General features: G+C 41.5%; 13 protein-coding genes. 6 read left to right on the plus strand and 7 right to left on the minus strand.

Going from position 1 to position 16,924, the window contains the following annotated elements; genetic code table 11:
- The first annotated feature begins 17 nt into the window (after positions 1-17).
- A complete protein-coding gene (gene dnaJ, locus FCN14_RS01255; protein ID WP_138429273.1) occupies positions 18-1,172 on the plus strand; it encodes a molecular chaperone DnaJ in 1,155 nt (384 codons plus the stop codon).
- 95 nt (positions 1,173-1,267) lie between these two features.
- On the opposite strand, the gene FCN14_RS01260 is transcribed toward dnaJ, so the two are convergent.
- Entirely contained in the window at positions 1,268-2,155 is an 888-nt protein-coding gene (locus FCN14_RS01260; protein WP_138429274.1) for an ATP-grasp domain-containing protein, read from the minus strand.
- Positions 2,156-2,324: 169 nt separating this feature from the next.
- Here FCN14_RS01260 and FCN14_RS01265 point away from each other — a divergent pair, with 169 nt between their 5' ends.
- The gene (locus FCN14_RS01265) at positions 2,325-5,612 is read left to right on the plus strand and encodes an amidohydrolase family protein (RefSeq protein WP_138429275.1); all 3,288 of its coding nucleotides are present in this window, start codon (positions 2,325-2,327) and stop codon (positions 5,610-5,612) included.
- Between the two features lie 57 nt (positions 5,613-5,669).
- Here the strand turns inward: FCN14_RS01265 and FCN14_RS01270 are convergent, their stop codons facing one another.
- Together FCN14_RS01270 and FCN14_RS01275 are read right to left on the minus strand one after the other, a co-directional pair.
- Positions 5,670-6,173, minus strand: a complete 504-nt coding sequence (locus FCN14_RS01270) for a GNAT family N-acetyltransferase (protein WP_212747542.1) — start codon at positions 6,171-6,173, stop codon at positions 5,670-5,672.
- Between the two features lie 37 nt (positions 6,174-6,210).
- Positions 6,211-6,714 (minus strand): Fur family transcriptional regulator, encoded by a 504-nt coding sequence (locus FCN14_RS01275; protein WP_138429277.1) that lies wholly within the window; start codon positions 6,712-6,714, stop codon positions 6,211-6,213.
- A 168-nt stretch (positions 6,715-6,882) separates the two neighbouring features.
- On the opposite strand from FCN14_RS01275, the gene FCN14_RS01280 reads away from it, so the two are divergent.
- Together FCN14_RS01280 and FCN14_RS01285 are read left to right on the plus strand one after the other, a co-directional pair.
- A complete protein-coding gene (locus tag FCN14_RS01280; protein WP_138429278.1) occupies positions 6,883-8,757 on the plus strand; it encodes an AMP-dependent synthetase/ligase in 1,875 nt (624 codons plus the stop codon).
- A 24-nt stretch (positions 8,758-8,781) separates the two neighbouring features.
- Entirely contained in the window at positions 8,782-9,261 is a 480-nt protein-coding gene (locus FCN14_RS01285; RefSeq protein WP_138429279.1) for a hypothetical protein, read from the plus strand.
- Positions 9,262-9,272: 11 nt separating this feature from the next.
- Here FCN14_RS01285 and FCN14_RS01290 read toward each other — a convergent pair whose 3' ends face one another.
- Genes FCN14_RS01290 through FCN14_RS01300 form a run of 3 tightly spaced genes read right to left on the minus strand, consistent with a single transcriptional unit; the run spans position 9,273 to position 11,453 of the window.
- Entirely contained in the window at positions 9,273-9,728 is a 456-nt protein-coding gene (locus FCN14_RS01290; RefSeq protein WP_171032766.1) for a DUF1499 domain-containing protein, read from the minus strand.
- 10 nt (positions 9,729-9,738) lie between these two features.
- Positions 9,739-10,293 carry an LOG family protein gene (locus tag FCN14_RS01295; RefSeq protein WP_138429281.1) on the minus strand — a complete coding sequence of 185 codons (555 nt, stop codon included), beginning with the start codon at positions 10,291-10,293 and terminating at the stop codon, positions 9,739-9,741.
- The gene (locus FCN14_RS01300) at positions 10,290-11,453 is read right to left on the minus strand and encodes a cysteine desulfurase family protein (protein ID WP_138429282.1); all 1,164 of its coding nucleotides are present in this window, start codon (positions 11,451-11,453) and stop codon (positions 10,290-10,292) included. Before FCN14_RS01300 ends, FCN14_RS01295 begins: the two co-directional genes overlap by 4 nt.
- Before the next feature lie 204 nt (positions 11,454-11,657).
- On the opposite strand from FCN14_RS01300, the gene FCN14_RS01305 reads away from it, so the two are divergent.
- Together FCN14_RS01305 and FCN14_RS01310 are read left to right on the plus strand one after the other, a co-directional pair.
- Entirely contained in the window at positions 11,658-12,851 is a 1,194-nt protein-coding gene (locus FCN14_RS01305; RefSeq protein WP_138429283.1) for a phosphoglycerate kinase, read from the plus strand.
- Positions 12,852-13,379: 528 nt separating this feature from the next.
- Positions 13,380-15,065 carry an acyl-CoA dehydrogenase family protein gene (locus FCN14_RS01310; protein ID WP_138429284.1) on the plus strand — a complete coding sequence of 562 codons (1,686 nt, stop codon included), beginning with the start codon at positions 13,380-13,382 and terminating at the stop codon, positions 15,063-15,065.
- 92 nt (positions 15,066-15,157) lie between these two features.
- Here the strand turns inward: FCN14_RS01310 and FCN14_RS01315 are convergent, their stop codons facing one another.
- Positions 15,158-16,912, minus strand: a complete 1,755-nt coding sequence (locus FCN14_RS01315; protein WP_138429285.1) for a DUF2207 domain-containing protein — start codon at positions 16,910-16,912, stop codon at positions 15,158-15,160.
- Between the last annotated feature and the right edge of the window lie 12 nt (positions 16,913-16,924).

Genomic DNA, 16,924 nt, shown 5'->3' on the forward strand with positions numbered 1-16,924 from the left:
TTAAGTACACTTAATACATGTCTAAACGAGACTACTACGAAGTACTTGGTGTCAGCAAAGATGCCTCAGAAAGTGAAATTAAAAAAGCCTATCGTAAGAAGGCTATGAAGTTCCATCCGGATAGAAATTCGGATGACCCCAATGCTGAGAAGAAATTTAAAGAGGCTTCTGAAGCCTATGAAGTTCTTGGTGATTCTGAAAAACGCCAGCGCTACGACCAGTTTGGTCATCGTGGTGTAAATGGTAGTAATGGATTTGGCGGTCGCGGTGCCGGATTTGAGGATATCGGCTTTGAAGATATCTTTAGCAGATTTAGTGATATCTTTGGCGGCGAATTCGGAGGAGGAGGTCGCTCACGCGGGCGCCGTTCAACTGGGCAACCCGGTTCTGATATGAAGCTGCGTATCGAGCTTTCACTGGAAGAGATCGCATTTGGTACCGAGAAAAAGTTAAAGGTTAAGAAGCAGGTTAAATGTGATGAATGTAATGGTACCGGTGCCGAAACAGAAGAGGATTTTGAGACTTGCGGTACTTGTAATGGAATGGGGGAAGTACGACAAGTGCGTAAAACCATGCTGGGACAGATGGTGAATGTACAGCCGTGTCCGGATTGTAATGGGGATGGTCGTATTATTCGCAACAAATGTTCCAAATGTAATGGTGAAGGACGCTACAGAGGTAAGGAAACAGTGAAGGTGAAAGTTCCTTCAGGTGTTTCTAAAGGTAATTATATTACCCTGAGAGGTAAGGGAAATGCCGGTAAGCGTGGGGGAGAAGCCGGTGCGCTTGTGGTACTTATTGAAGAGAAAGAACATGAGCATTTTGAACGTGATGGTAATGATATCTATTATGACCTTGTGTTAAGTGTACCAGATGCTATCTTAGGTACAGAGGTAGAGGTGCCTACACTTAAAGGAAAAGCTAAATTAAATATTGAGGAAGGCATACAACCTGGAAAGCTGCTTCGAATGAGTGGTAAGGGTATACACGGGCTGAACCGGTCAGGTGTTGGGGATCAATATGTGCGCATAAATGTTTATATCCCTAAAAACCTTACGGATGAGGAACTTAAACATGTTGAAGCACTTGAAGGAACAGAGCATTTTGATGCCGAAAACAAGGAAGATAATGGTAAAGGGTTCTTTAACAAAATTAAGGACGTCTTTACTTAAGTTTCAGGAATCATAAATTTGACTAGTATATTGTAACTGCTTGCAATGCTTTGTTCTACTTCCGAGATCAATATTCCTACTCCAATACATAAAGTCTATGAGATACTGGCCAATCGTTTTTCCATCCGGTTGTTAAAAACTTCTGCAAACCGTTCAGGAGATTCAGAATCCATATTAAAGTAGAGGGAGGGTTCAATGAGTTCCAACTCCATTAGGGCAAAGCTATTATCATCTGTGCGCACATAATCTGCTCGTGTATACAAAGGAAGGGGCGTAATGTTGGCAAGCGATTCGCGAGCAATCGAAAGCAGCTGTTTTTCTGGTTTAACTTTTTTCAAACGTCCTCCATGTTCTTCTTGCACGCGAAAGTCATTGACTTTTGGAGTTTTGAGGATGGTATGGCTATAAGTATCTCCAAAAAAGAAGACTGAAAATTCCCCTTCATTGACGATATTTTGCATAAAGGGCTGAACTAGGAAGGGTTGATCTTTAAAAACGGAGGTCAGTATATTTATATATTCCTGTTGATTTGTTTCCTTCACCCAAAAAGTGTTATCAGCCCCTGCACTGATGGTGGGTTTGATAACGATCTCATCAGAATCTAGCTCATCAAAGAAAGAGGGGAGTTGATCCTCATGAAATTCATCTTGCCACAAAGTGGGTACGATCTCAATTCCATCATTTTCAAGATCTCTGAGATATCGTTTATTAATATTCCATTTTACTATATCTAGACTATTCTCCAGAATAGCAGTCGAAGATTCAATCTCTTCTAATACCTCAATAAAGGCATTGGGAGCTTCTTGGTAGTCCCAGGGACTGCGGATTATAACCGCCTCGTATTGGTCCCAATCGACACTTTTATTCCGCCAAGAAATCTCATCTACCTTCCACCCTCTATTTTGTAATGGTTCATATAGTAGTTCATCATAGACCTCAAAGTCGTCGAGATTATCCATCGACAGAAATGCACAACGTTTCATAGGGGACAGCAATATTTCAACTTTAGAAATTATAGCCAAAGATAATAGGTGGACACTGAATGGCAAAGAAAAGTTCAATCTTTTCAGTTTAAATTTCAAAAACTATCTCAGTATGGAACTTATTTTTCATACTTTAGAGCAAATAATTTTGAATCATGAAAAATGAGTTATGAGAAAACTTTTATCACCACTGTTTGTTTTTTTGTTAATCTCATCGGCCTATGCGCAAGATGAGGAGAAAGGCTGGGACGTCAATGATCCCGGTGGGGCCCATACGGAGATTGAATTTTCTACCACTGAAGGTACTTGGATGAATATCGATGTAAGTCCGGATGGCGAGCAGATTGTTTTTGATATGTTAGGTGATATCTACATCATGTCTATTGATGGTGGTGAAGCCAAGGTTTTACGCGAAAACTTGGCTTATGAACTTCAGCCACGCTTTAGTCCCGATGGTAGTAAGATCTCTTTTACCAGTGATGCTGGCGGAGGAGACAATATTTGGGTAATGGATAAGGATGGCTCAGATGCTCACCAAGTGACTGATGAAAGTTTTCGATTATTGAACAATGCGGTTTGGACGTCTGACGGTGATTACCTGATTGCGCGTAAACACTACACGTCAACAAGATCGTTGGGAGCAGGAGAGCTCTGGATGTATCATAAGTCCGGTGGGGCTGGTATTCAGTTAGTAGAGAAAGCTAATGACCAGCAAGATTTAGGGCAGCCGTACCTTTCGCCTGACGGACGTTATGTCTATTACAGTCAAAGTGTGTATCCCGGTGGATACTTTCAGTATAACAAAGATCCCAACAGCCAGATTTATGTGATTAAACGCTATGATCGCGAGACTGGTGAGGTCGATCGTGTTACAGGAGGGCCGGGAGGTGCTATTAGCCCGACTATTTCACCGGACGGTTCTAAATTGGCTTTTATTAAGCGGGTTCGAACGAAGAGTGTACTGTATATCCGAGATATGGAGTCGGGTATTGAGCAACCGATTTATGACGATTTGAGTAGAGATCAGCAGGAAGCATGGGCTATTTTTGGTCCTTATACGAATATCGATTGGACGCCCGACAGCAAAAAGCTGGTTTTCTGGTCACACGGGAAGATCCGAAAAATAGATGTGGAGAGTCGGGAATCAGAAGTAATCCCATTTGAGGCAGATATCAAGCAAGAAATTTATGAGGCAGTTACCTTTAAGCAGAACCCTGCACCTGAAGAATTTAAGGCCAAAGCCATTCGTCATGCGGTAACTTCTCCTGATGGGGAATACCTTATTTTTAATGCTGCCGGATATTTATGGAAGAAAGAGCTGCCGAAGGGAACACCGGAACGTTTGACCGCCGAGCAGAATTTTGAGTTTGATCCTGCTTTTTCTCCCGATGGCAATAAACTTGTATATGTAACTTGGAGTGATACCAAGCTTGGAGCTATCAAGACACTAAACTGGAAAGATAATGATGCCAAGCCGGAGCAATTGACGACTCGTAAAGGTATCTTCCGAAACCCATCCTATTCGCCGGATGGCAGTACGCTTATTTATAGACGTGAAAGCGGAAATAATCACCAGGGATTCGCGTATACCACGAACCCGGGCGTATATACTATGTCTGCAGACGGGGGAGAAGGAGAACTGCTGTTTGAAGGTGGTTCGGATGCTGTTTATAGTTCTAACGGTGAGCGTGTCTTTTATCTAGGCGGCGGATACCTTGATAATTCTTACGAAAGTGTAGATCTCACAGGTAACGATAAGCGTGTCCATTTCACATCGAAGTATTCCAACAACTTTGTGCCGAGCCCGGATAATAAATGGATAGCTTTCAATCATCTATTTAAAGTGTATGTTGCCCCGATGCCCAAGGCCGGAACTGATATTAAGTTGGGTCCCGATACAAAAGCTATTCCAGTGGCACATGTGGCTGAGGATGCAGGGATGAATCTGCACTGGTCTGCAGATGGACAAAAGTTACACTGGACTCTTGGACAGGAGTACTTTTCTGTAGAGGTACAGGATACCTTTGCGTTTTTGGATGGGAATTCAGACACAGAGTTACCTTTGGATTATAAAGACGGGCTGGATATTGATCTGGAAATTCCCCTGGATAAGCCGGAGGGGGTTTTAGCATTTACCAATGCACGGGTGATTACGATGGATAAAGATCGTAGTGTAATCAAAAATGGAACGGTGATCGTAGCTGGTAACCGTATTGAAACCGTTGGCAAAAGCAGTGAAATTGATATCTCATCAGATGCTAAGGTCATTGATGTAAAAGGAAAAACAGTGATGCCGGGTATTGTAGATGTACATGCTCATATTGGTAATTTCCGGCAGGGGCTAAGTCCGCAGCAACAGTGGGAATACTTTGCGAATTTGGCCTATGGTGTTACAACTGCTCATGATCCATCCTCAAATACAGATATGATCTTTTCTCAGGCTGAAGCAATTAAAGCAGGTAATATGGTAGGTCCACGCATCTTTTCAACCGGACATATTTTGTATGGGGCAGATGCCGAATTCAAAGCCCCCATCAACAGTTATGAAGATGCGAAATCTGCTATTGAGCGTACTAAAGCGTATGGTGCTTTCTCTGTGAAGAGTTATAACCAGCCCCGTCGAAACCAGCGTCAGCAGGTTATAAAAGCAGCACGTGAACTCGAAGTCATGGTTATGCCAGAGGGAGGATCGACCTTTACACACAATATGAGTATGATTATGGATGGGCATACAGGTATTGAGCATAATATTCCTATTTTCCCTGTTTATAAAGATGTGCATCGTTTTTGGAGTGAAAGTAACACCGGTTATACACCTACGCTGGTTGTAAACTATGGAAGTGTTACCGGTGAATATTACTGGTATCAGAATACAAAAGTGTGGGAGAAAGACCGTCTGTTGAGTTTTACACCTCGTGGTGTAGTAGATGCACGGTCGCGTCATCGCAAGATGATTCCACAAGAAGAGTATGAAGCAGGGCATATTAAAAGTGCCGAGATGGCCAAGAATTTCCTCCGTAACGGCGTAAATGTAAATCTTGGGGCACACGGACAGCTTCAGGGACTTGGAGCCCATTGGGAGCTTTGGATGATGCACCAGGGAGATATGACAAATATGGAAGCTCTACAGGTAGCTACTATTAACGGGGCACAATACTTGGGTATGGATCATGAGTTGGGCTCTGTTGAAGAAGGGAAACTTGCCGATCTTATTGTGATTGATGGAAATCCTCTGGAGGATATCCGAGCTACTGAGCATGTGACACTCACCATGGTAAATGGCCGTCTGTACGATGCTGCGACCATGAACGAGATTGGGTTGCGTAACAAGGATCGTATGCCATTTTGGTGGGAACAGCAGGGCTATCCATCCGATTACGATTGGCATGCCCAGAGTCACGGACACAGTCGCCTACAATGTGGATTTGGATTTCAACCAACCTATCTGGCAGAGTAGCACATTTTTTACTTAGCTTTATTAGTAGGGATCACAAAGTAATTTGTGGTCCCTTTTTTATTGGGTGGCAGGGTTGAGTTTTTTATACAAATAGAGATGGTCTTGGTATTGCCCTTGATAGTGAATGGCATCAGGAATTCGTCCTCCTTCAACAAAGTCGAACTTTTCCAATAATTTTATGCTGGCTTTGTTACTCTCGATGAGAATTGCTACTACAATTCGATAGGGCGCCGAACGGCAAAAGTCCAGCCCATACTCCATAAGCTGTGTGCCAATACCTTCACCGTGATGGTTGTAATCAACATAATAACTCATTTCTACGATGTCATCCAGAGCCTGACGGTCAGATCGATAGGGCGAAATCGATAACCAACCTATAACATCGTTATCCAGTTCGTAAATAAAAACAGGGAAAAGGGTAGCAGAGTGATTACGAAACCAACGTTTTCGTTCTTCGATAGAAAGAGGGTCGGTGTGAGCAGTCCGCAATCCATCTTTAACCGCTTGGTTATAGATATTATTGATCGCTTTAAGATGCTCGGTTTGGGCAAGACGGATCATAATACAAGATTCACATTGCCAAAGCTGAAAAAGGGAGCTATTTGACGCTTGATCCTTTTTTGTTTTTGATTTCTTCTTTGCGGCTACAATTTTCAATGTCATTGCAAGCACCAAAAAAGTGTAGTGAGTGCCCCGATATATTGAAGTCGTGCATCTTCTCCATCATCGTCTTGATCTCTTGGATACGGGGGTCACAAAATTCCATAACAGCGCCACATTCTTTACAGATGATATGGTCGTGCTGTTGGTACGCGTAGGCTCGTTCATAGTAATACTGATTTTTACCAAACTGATGGCGTTGAACCAAACCACACTCAACCAGCAGATCTAATGTATTATAAACAGTAGCTCGAGATACACGAGTGCCACCGTCTTTCATATTAAAAAAGATATCATCGGCATCGAAATGGCCGTCAGCCTGATAGATCTCTTTAAGAACCATAAAACGCTCGGGCGTTTGTCGTTGGTTATGTTCTTTGAGATACGAGCTGAATATCTCTTTAACTAGATCAATTGTTTCTTCTTTTGCTGGATGCGCCATATAGGAAAAATTTTTTCTTTAATATAAGGATTTGGGATCCCTAAAAAAATAAGATCGGAATTTGCTTTTGAGTATAGTGCTGAATTTTCCTTTCAGAATGTTATATTCGAACAGTGATTTCAAAATAATTAGGGGTATTTGCTATATCAAAAGTAAAATAGGTGACTTATGCCAACAGTTGTAGCTTTCGAAACGTTGACAGAATTATTTTTAAACCTAAAGAAGAAATATGAGGGCACACAAAAAACAGCTTTTGCCCGTAAGCCAACTAACGATTCCGATTACGAGACTATAAATTGGGAACAGGTTTCGGAAGATGTACAAACTATGGCGGCCTATCTTGTGCGGCACGGTGTTGAGGCTGGTGATAGAGTAGCAGTATTGAGTGAGAATCGTTATGAGTGGGCTGTAGTCGATTTGGCACTGCAACTTATCGGGGGGATAAATGTATCACTGTATACCTCGTTACCGGCTAATCAGTGTGAGTATATTTTGCAAGATTCTGAGGCTAAAATATTCTTTGTATCTACCGGTATTCAGTTAAAAAAGGCCCGCCAGGTTTTTGATAATTGTGAACATTTGAACCAGGTTATTGCTTTTGATACTCCCAATATCGAGAGTTATTTAGATGATCCCTATGTAAAGCTTTATGATGAAGTGATGAGCGAAGGGCTAAAAGCCTTTCCCAAGCTGGAAGAGGAAATCCACGATCGCAGTAAATCTATTACTCCCGAAGATTTGGCAACGCTTATTTATACCTCAGGTACTACCGGTAAACCAAAAGGAGTGATGCTTACACATCGCAATATTGTCAGTAATATAAAAGCTGCACACCAACGTATAGGTATTAACGAGGATGACCGTTGCCTTTCATTTTTACCCCTGTGTCATTCTTTTGAACGTACAGCGGGTTATTATGCAATGATGGCCGGTGGGGCTGAAATATATTATTCTGAAAGTGTGGATACTGTTGCAAGTAATATGACGGAAGCACATCCTACCATCATTATAAGTGTGCCTCGACTGTTTGAAAAGATCTATAATCTGGTGTCCAAAAGTATTGAAGAAGGCACAGTAATAAAGAAAAAGATTTTTGAGTGGGCTCAGAATGTTGGTCAAAAGTATGCCGATGGTAAACGGGGCTTTGTTTCAGTTCAAAAAAAGTTGGCCGACAAATTGGTATTTGATAAGCTAAAAGAACGTACCGGCGGACGTATTCGGTTTTTTGTCTCTGGTGGTGCAGCACTACAGGCCGAAATAGGCCAATTTTTTATGGCTGCCGGGCTCCATATTATTGAAGGATATGGACTTACCGAGACTTCTCCCGTAATGTGTTGTAATACCTATGGAGATGAAAAGATGGGAACGGTAGGAAAAGTACTGCCGGGGGTGACTGTAGCTATACAACGTCTAGAAGACAGTAAGGTTATTGCAGAACTAAGCGGAGAAGATTATCCTACCAATCACAGCTCTGAGCAGGGCGAAATTCTTTGCAAGGGTCCCAACGTAATGAAAGGGTACTGGAAAAAAGAGGAAGCTACCCGCGAGATGATCGATGAAGAGGGATATCTGCATACGGGGGATGTGGGCAAATTTGAAGACGGGAAGCTTAAAATTACTGATCGTATTAAGCATATGATCTTGAATGCCGGAGGTAAAAATATCTATCCGGGACCTATTGAAGATATGTTTAAAACTAGCAAGTGGATTGACCAATTGGTTGTTGTTGGGGAAAGACAACCATATATGGCAGCCCTGATTGTTCCTGATTTTGAGCTGCTGGAAGAATATGCCGAAGAAGAGGGGATCGAATATGATTCTATGGAAGAACTTCTGGAAAAAGAAGAGATCCAGAACATCTATCGTAAAGAAACGCGCAGCAGGGCTCGGGAACTTGCTTCCCATGAAAAGATTCGAGATTTTCGCTTGATTAGCAATGAATTTACGGTGGAAACAGGGGAATTAACCCCCACACTAAAGATTAAACGTCGTATTGTGGAAGATAAGTATAGCCATCTCATTGACGATATTTTTTCAGATTAGTGCATGATTGAAACTATATAGTTTATGTGGTATCACTTCTTCTTTTGGTTGCATATCATTTCTTATGTTATCTGGCTAATTACTTCTGTGGGGAGTTTGGTTTATGGCATCAAAATAAAAGTTGAGGAGAAGATCCCTACCAAAATGAATATGATACGCTCTGAACGGTTGGTATCAAATGCGGGCAATTGTATTGCATTCATCAGCATTTTGATTTCGGGTATTGTAATGAGTTCACCCAATTTGGGACCGCCATGGGGATGGTTTGATATTCAGCTATATCCCTGGCTTGCTGTAAAACAATTGTTCCTTTTCATTATTATGATTCTTCTGGTTATCGATATTAAGAGAAGTATGACCTTGAAAACGGTCTTGAACCAGAAAAATAGATTATTCCGTGAGGTCAAAGATCGGTGGATAAAAACTTATCGTATATCTTTAGCAATATATACTTTTGTGATAGCAAGTACTCTTTTGGGGATATTAAAACCAGCTCTGAGCTAAACCGGGCTAACTCACTGGCCATTGTTTAGGTGACTCGTTATCTCGTCTTTGGGAATTGCAAGCTGGTTTTGGAGGTTCTTAATAAATGTATTCACCCTTCGCCTGTTTACCCCCAAATCACTTTGTCCCACCCGACTGGCACTGCGCAAGTGTACCAAAGTTGTTGCTGAATCTCTTGGAGTGAGTTTTATCGTCATATCATCATTGAAAAACATAACCTTGAAAACACTCTTGATGGTATACTTCTCTTGGGGAATGATCAGTTTCTTGGGATTCATTTCACAGAGGGAATCCATTGCAATAGAAAAAAGTTTATCAGCAGGAACCTCAAAAACCTTAGTAGTACGAATACAGTTAGGTGAACCCGGACAGTCTGGTAGGGGGTTTTCTGCCAGTGGTATATCACTGGGGATATCTCGAGACTGTGACCCACATCCAATGGTTAAAAGCGATCCAAGAATAGCCATAATGAATACATTATGGGTTGAAAAATGGCAAATGCGATAAACACTGGTCGACATTTTCAGCTATTTTTAATGAGGCTCTATTTTGTTCGGTTATAAAGCCATTATCGACCGAGTGATCAATAAAGTTAATTAATTTATCGTAGTAGCCCTCAATATTAAAAAGAATAACAGTTTTGTGCTGGATTCCCAGCTGTTTCCAGGTGATGGCTTCCATAAGTTCTTCGAAGGTACCAAAGCCTCCGGGTAAGGCAATAAAGGCATCCGAGAGTTCTGCCATCATTGCTTTACGTTCATGCATAGTGTCGGTAATATGGAGAGCAGTTAGCTGTTCGTGAGCCACTTCCATATCATAAAGGTGCTGCGGTATAACACCGTGGACCTGTCCACCTCGGTTTAGGGTTGCATTGGCAATTTCGTTCATGAGGCCCACCGATCCGCCTCCATATACCAATCCAATATTGTTGGCTGCTAGCATATGGCCCAATTTTTTCGTCTTTGTGGTAAAAGAACCGTTGTTACCGGTTTTAGAACCACAGTAAATGCACACTCTCTTTTTTAAACTCATGCTTCTGCAGTTGACATCATACGGTTAATGACTAACTCTATTTTTTCAAGAAAATAGTCGATTTCATCTGCAGTATTGTCTTTGCCAAGACTGAGGCGAATACTTGAATTTGCTGTTTTATTATCAAGACCGATCCCATCGAGTACATGTGAAGGTTCCATTGCCCCTGAGGTGCAGGCTGAGCCATTAGATACACAAATACCTTCAACATCGAGGTTGAGTAACAGCATCTCCCCGTCAAGCCCTTCACCTTCGGGATCGAGGAAGGAAATATTGATAATATGAGGAACGCCATTTTCTTTGTCCCCATTTATTTGGTATCTATTCCCAAAAATATCATCAAGTCCTGCAATAAGACGCTTACGCAATGATTGGAAGTGCTTCTTGTGTTCATTCATATCATTAACGGCTAATTCCATAGCTTTTGCAAGTCCAATAATGCCGGGAACATTTAAGGTGCCTCCACGACGACGACGTTCTTGAGATCCGCCGTGCATCCATGGCAACCAAGGAGTAGCATGACGCATATAAAATACGCCAATACCTTTTGGCCCGTAAATTTTGTGACCGCTTATGCTTAAGAAATCCAATCCCAGTTCATCCACATCCACAGGAATTTTACCAACACTTTGTACTGTATCGGAATGAAAAGGGATGTCGTGGTTACTACAAATTTCTCCAATTTCTTTAATTGGATTGATGGTGCCAATCTCATTATTTACATGCATCAAAGAAACGAGAGCAGTATCGTCGTTAATCGCTTCTTCTATTTTTGCAGGATCGATATAGCCCTTAGAGTCAGATTCTACATATATCGGCTTGCCTCCGTCTCTTTTTGTTGCTTCAGCCGTATGTACCACTGCATGGTGTTCAAGGTGAGAGGTGATGATCTCTGACCCGGCGGTGGCATTAAGAGCACCTTTGATAGCGGTATTATCACTTTCTGTTCCTCCGCTAGTAAATATAATTTCAGCAGGTTCTGCACCGATTATTTCTGCAATGGTTTCCCGTGCATCTTCTACAGCTACTTTTGCGTTATTGCCTAGCTGATGGGGTGAATTCGCATTCCCATATTGGTTCGTAAAATAAGGGGTCATCGCTTCAAGTACACGCTCATCTACCGGCGTGGTTGCAGCGTGGTCGAAATAAACGGTCTTCATATCTCTTTTTTGGATTCGAAATTTGATCAATCAAAGATATCTAAAAATGAACAGAAAAAAAGGCCTAAACAAATCGTTTTATAGGGTATAACTGTAAGGGGGTTTTGGTTTAGTTTCGAAACTGAGGTTTGGACGAATTACAATAAGCTGGTAAATTCCACCACTTAAATTATTTATAAAAATAGAGCAAAATTTTGTTGACTCATGGATAAGATGACGCTTAAGGATGTAGATATCGAAGGCCAAAAGGTATTAATGCGCGTGGATTTTAATGTGCCTATAGAGGATGGACAGATTGGAGATGATAATCGTATTGTGCAAGCCTTACCCTCTATTGAGTATGTCATAGAACAAGGAGGGAAGCTTATCCTTATGAGTCACTTGGGGCGGCCCGGGGGCGAGGTTGATAAATCATTAAGCCTCAAACCGGTAGCCGAACATCTGCAAACATTGGTGGATACTGAAGTGTATTTTGCTGAAAGTTGTATCGGAGATAAAGCAATTTCAGTTATTAATGAAGTCACTGATGGAGAAATAGTATTGCTAGAGAATGTGCGTTTCCATCCCGGAGAAAAAGGGAATGACGAAAACTTCTGTAAGAAATTGGCAGATCATGGAGACCTATTCTGTAATGATGCATTCGGTAGCAGTCATCGGGCTCACTCTTCGGTAGCAGGGGTTACACGTTATCTACAGCCTGCGGTATCAGGTTTTTTGCTTGAAAAAGAGATTAAGTATCTAAGTGGTTCTATCAACAATCCGGACCGTCCCTTTGTGGCTATTCTAGGTGGAGCTAAAGTCTCAGATAAGATAGGGGTCATTGAGAATCTTCTTGATAAAGTGGATACTATTATTGTTGGGGGCGGTATGACCTATACCTTTTATAAGGCAAAAGATCTTCCTATCGGTAATTCACTGGTTGAAGATGATAAGGTAGAGTTGGCTGGTAACCTTATAGAAAAAGCCAAAGAAAAAGGAGTGAAGTTTGTGTTGCCGATGGATTCTGTGATTGCAGATGAGTTTAAAAATGATGCTGAACATAAAGTTGTGGGTATGAATGGTATCGAAGAAGGTTGGATGGCCGTTGATATTGGACCGCAGTCAGCTATTTCATTTGGTAATATTATCAGGAATGCTCAAACGGTGGTATGGAATGGGCCGATGGGCGTATTTGAGATGGAAAACTTTGCGGATGGCACCAACGCTGTAGCAGAATCACTGGCCGAAGCAACAGAGATTGGAGCAACTACAATTATTGGTGGAGGTGACTCTGCTGCTGCCATTAAGCAAGCCGGTCTGGAAGATAAAGTATCCCACGTTTCAACGGGAGGTGGAGCCAGCCTGATGTTTCTGGAAGGTAAAGATCTGCCGGGTGTTGTAGCGCTAACTGATAAATAATTATTGCCCTATTTAAATGAAGAAACTCGAGGCTTTCTAAAAAGCCATAATATGATTTTGATACATTAATAATTTAGGCGTTAGAAGTTGTAAGAGCTGAATTTTCCAGTCTTTTCCCCAGTGGACGGACTGGCTATTTTCAAAGGAAGAACGCAAGATTACAAAAAGAAAGTAGGTATTAAGGGCATAGGATGAGCATCTATAAAGTTCTACTTGGGAAGAGAAGTTTAGGGAGATTGATCACGCCTTAGTGATTTAAAGAGTGTTTACCTTCATTGGACTTTTTGAACGGCCTAAGTTTTTTTATCACTGTTTTCGGGCAAGTATCTCAATTGTAGGATAGCCTTTTCCCGAATATCTATAAAACGTACAAGAGAGTATATCTCTGCGAAAACATAAATTTATCTATTCTCCAATCGCTGAGGTTTTGTCCCTACCATCTTACAATTGTTTTAGTCTGTACTTTTGTAATGAAATTGAGCAAGTTGGTAACAAATTCTGTTAGTAATTTAAAAGAGGAGTTATCATATGTCCCCTCCCAAGAATAGCGTGCTCACTGACGATTATCGGAAGAGTAAAAATTTTTATACCAGCGATAAAATATTGTACTCCTATTTGCATAGATACTTGTCAGAAAGCGACCGTCGGTATATTAGTCCAAATTTGCTGAACCTGGGAGAGGCAGCTTCAAGAAAAATGGATGAGCTTTCAATGGCTGCCGACAAGCAATCACCAAAGCTTAAAAAGCGTGATAACTTAGGCAATGATATTGATAAGGTTACATTCCATCCGGCCTATTGGAAGTTAATGGATATTGCTGCAGAATCAGAGATGTTTCACTTGAAATATCATCCCCAAACAGAAGGACGTTTTAAAGAAAGCCGACACAGCCTGGGGTTTGCGTTGGGGCAACTGTATGCGATGAGTGAACTAGGCCAATATTGTCCCCATTGTATGACGGATGGAGCTGCTTATTTAATTGAACAGTATGCAGATTCAGAAGATCAAAAACGACTCCTTCGAAAATTAGGAGCTTGTGAAGGTCATAACCTGTTTACCGGTGCCATGTTTCTAACTGAAAAGTCTGGGGGATCTGATGTGGGGGCGAATTTAGTGGAGGCCGAACAGATTGATGGAAAAGAGTATTTGTTGAATGGAGAAAAGTGGTTTTGCAGTAATGTTAATGCAGATGTAATTATGGCATTGGCACGGACCGGAGATATAAGAGCGGGCACCAGAGGCCTGTCATTATTTTTAGTAGAAAAAAAGCTAGCTGACGGAGATCCCAATCCTATGGAGATTATTCGCTTGAAAGATAAATTAGGGGTACGGTCGATGGCCACAGGTGAGGTCCGTTTTCAGGATACTGTGGGGACGCGGTTGGGAGATGAGGGGCAAGGGTTTAAGATTATGGCTCAGATGATCAATATATCTCGAAATTACAACTCTGTTGCTGCGTTGGCAGCTAATAGGCGAGCACTGATTGAGGTATGGCAATATCTTAATCATCGTAAAACCTTTGGGAAACGGGCTATTGAACACTCACTTATCCGTGAGAAATTCTATGAGTTGGGCTCGCAATATTTGGCTAACTTTCTGTTGGTCTGGCAAGGTATCCGAGCTATGGATGCTTCTGAAAATGGAAATATGAGGGCACGACATCTTTTACGAATACTAACCCCGATGGCTAAGTGGTGGTCGGCCGAGCATGCAGTGTATGCGGTACGTGAGTGTATGGAGCTTATGGGTGGGAATGGATATATTGAAGATTTCGTAATGCCGAAATTATTGCGAGATGTCAATGTATTACCGATATGGGAGGGGTCGGGAAACATTATTGTGTTGGATATGCTTCGGGCGGCACGTAAATCAGAGGGTTTATCTATTGTATTTGAGATCATCAAGGAGGCCGCTAAAAGCTCTAAGGTGTATGGAGACCTATTGGGTAATCAGCTGTCAGAGATAAAAAACGTATGGAAATCTATAGAAGAGATGGAAAGTAAGGATCAAATTGAAGCAACAGCTAAACCCCTTTTTAAGAAATTGATCACTCTTTTACAGGTAGCTTTATTGATCCAAGAAAAAAGAGATAGTTCTTCTGAGCGTTATGATATTGCTCTTAGCTACTTTAAGCGTTTGTTAAGCAGTACCTTAGAACAACGAAGCCCACGGCCAGTTGAGGAAATAGAAGAATTAATTGGGTGGGATTATTGAGGCTTTCATGTTATATCTTGGCAGATGCTTGTAACTAATCTTTCCCGCCGTCCTTTGCTATACACGAATTAAGTTAGTTCTAAGGCTACGTTTTAACCGGCACTGGCTGAGGCACCACCACCGGCAGTACTGGTTGAAGCTCCTACACCACCCGCTGCACCGGGGAAGGCAGTCCCCCCAGTAGCACTCAACGCACTAAAGCTGCTAGCTACATCAGCTGCAGAAGTTGAGTTTGAACTGAAAACAATCCAGGCAAAGACCGGAACCACCTCTGAATCAGTAGTGATAATAGGTTTAAGCTGTTTTTCTTGCAGGCCAAAGGCGAGGGCATAGATAAAATGTTTGTCCAATTTTTCTGATGAGATATTATGGTCTTTCGCATTTTTAAGACCCTTTTCATAGTTCTTCCATCGTTTATATACCTCTTCTCCTTTTGGAGTACGACGAACAATCGCAAAAGAAAATATGAAGGCTAAAAAAGTTATGACAAGGCTTGCCAGTGCTTCGGGACCGGTAAATATGAGAGCAGCAACACTCAGCCCCATCAATAAAGATTGGATAGATAAATTCCAGTATAGGCCGGTGTAGCTTTCTTGGTCAATCCAACCTTTGTTGGTACAGTACGTTTTAAAGCTTTTTTCCCAATTGTTAAACCATGAAGAGACAGTCGAATTACTTCCTTTGAAAATAGTGTGTAATTTTCTCTTGTCATCTTTTCGAATTCGCTCTTCAATAAAATTGACAAGCTGTTCTTCCCATTTTTTTACTGTTGTATCAAGCGTTTTACCGGTTCTTGAGATAGAAAAGGTCGGTTTGTTATCCGATAAAAAACCATCTTCCGGATCCTCTTCTTGTAGCTTAAAATACCCGCTGCGAGCCAAATCGAGAACCGTGGACATAAGCAGACTGCTGGAAATATTACGCCCGTGCAGTAACCATCCTACAGTAGCCGGACGAAGACGTCCGGGTATCACGATTGTTTCGGCAGAAGGGAGGTGAGAGGTTGAATGCCTTTTGCCATACCTATTATAAAAGTAATACGAGCTTCCAATACTTAAAACAATGAATAGGTAGATCAGTTTTTCCCACAGCGCATCAAGGTAAGCATCTTGTTTTCTTTGTTTAATAAGTTTCTGTTGATATCTCTGTTCTTCTTGTTGTGCCTGACTCAAAGTAAACTCTTGATCAGTAATCTCAACAAGGGAGTTGTTTAACAATTTTGTAGGGAAAACAGTACGTACTTTTGCAAAGTCATTGTCATCAACATCGGTTGCAGTAGCCTTATAACTACCTGTTGATTTTTGTAACACTAATTGATCTTTAGGTCCGCGGCTCCAAACGTAAAGGGAGTCCAAAGTAGTTTTTTGGGGCAGCAGGATCTTGGCAATTAACTGATCGGTAGATTTATCTCGATCATCAGAGAGAAAATTCCAGAAGAATTGTGCCCATTCTGGTCCAACAGTTAAAGCTCCTTTTAGGGTATAAGAAATGGTGAATGTACGTTGTTCATCTTCAGCATCATAAAACCATTTGAGTATAATAGATTTATCATTTTTGTCTACACTAAAGGATCCGGGAGCACCTGAGTTTTCATTGATATAATGGTGCCCATTTTCTGATATCCTTATATCGGTAATGTCAGTGAAGCCTCTTCTGGGAAGTTCATATTCGGCCCAGGAAAAATCCCCATCAAACTCATAAGTAAGATGTTCGGTAATTTGCACCGTACCGTCAGAATTAATGGTAACTACTGATTCGATATGAGGGATTTCATATTCCTTGGAATAACTGTTAACAAATCCCAAACAGCACACAAGAATACTTAATAGAAGAGCTCTAAGCCACATAACCAGAGGGTT

The sequence above is a fragment of the Fodinibius saliphilus genome (assembly GCF_005869845.1).
Taxonomy (GTDB): Bacteria; Bacteroidota; Rhodothermia; order Balneolales; family Balneolaceae; genus Fodinibius; species Fodinibius saliphilus.

What these genes read in the sequence shown, in the direction of transcription:
- FCN14_RS01295 (WP_138429281.1), bottom strand. Translation starts at nt 10,293, where the DNA reads ATGAGTTTAAAAAAGAGAGTGTGCATTTACTGTGGTTCTAAAACCGGT.
- FCN14_RS01285 (WP_138429279.1), top strand. Translation starts at nt 8,782, where the DNA reads ATGTGGTATCACTTCTTCTTTTGGTTGCATATCATTTCTTATGTTATC.
- FCN14_RS01270 (WP_212747542.1), bottom strand. Translation starts at nt 6,173, where the DNA reads ATGATCCGTCTTGCCCAAACCGAGCATCTTAAAGCGATCAATAATATC.
- FCN14_RS01315 (WP_138429285.1), bottom strand. Translation starts at nt 16,912, where the DNA reads ATGTGGCTTAGAGCTCTTCTATTAAGTATTCTTGTGTGCTGTTTGGGA.
- FCN14_RS01280 (WP_138429278.1), top strand. Translation starts at nt 6,883, where the DNA reads ATGCCAACAGTTGTAGCTTTCGAAACGTTGACAGAATTATTTTTAAAC.
- FCN14_RS01305 (WP_138429283.1), top strand. Translation starts at nt 11,658, where the DNA reads ATGGATAAGATGACGCTTAAGGATGTAGATATCGAAGGCCAAAAGGTA.
- FCN14_RS01290 (WP_171032766.1), bottom strand. Translation starts at nt 9,728, where the DNA reads ATGGCTATTCTTGGATCGCTTTTAACCATTGGATGTGGGTCACAGTCT.
- FCN14_RS01300 (WP_138429282.1), bottom strand. Translation starts at nt 11,453, where the DNA reads ATGAAGACCGTTTATTTCGACCACGCTGCAACCACGCCGGTAGATGAG.
- dnaJ (WP_138429273.1), top strand. Translation starts at nt 18, where the DNA reads ATGTCTAAACGAGACTACTACGAAGTACTTGGTGTCAGCAAAGATGCC.
- FCN14_RS01310 (WP_138429284.1), top strand. Translation starts at nt 13,380, where the DNA reads ATGTCCCCTCCCAAGAATAGCGTGCTCACTGACGATTATCGGAAGAGT.
- FCN14_RS01260 (WP_138429274.1), bottom strand. Translation starts at nt 2,155, where the DNA reads ATGAAACGTTGTGCATTTCTGTCGATGGATAATCTCGACGACTTTGAG.
- FCN14_RS01265 (WP_138429275.1), top strand. Translation starts at nt 2,325, where the DNA reads ATGAGAAAACTTTTATCACCACTGTTTGTTTTTTTGTTAATCTCATCG.
- FCN14_RS01275 (WP_138429277.1), bottom strand. Translation starts at nt 6,714, where the DNA reads ATGGCGCATCCAGCAAAAGAAGAAACAATTGATCTAGTTAAAGAGATA.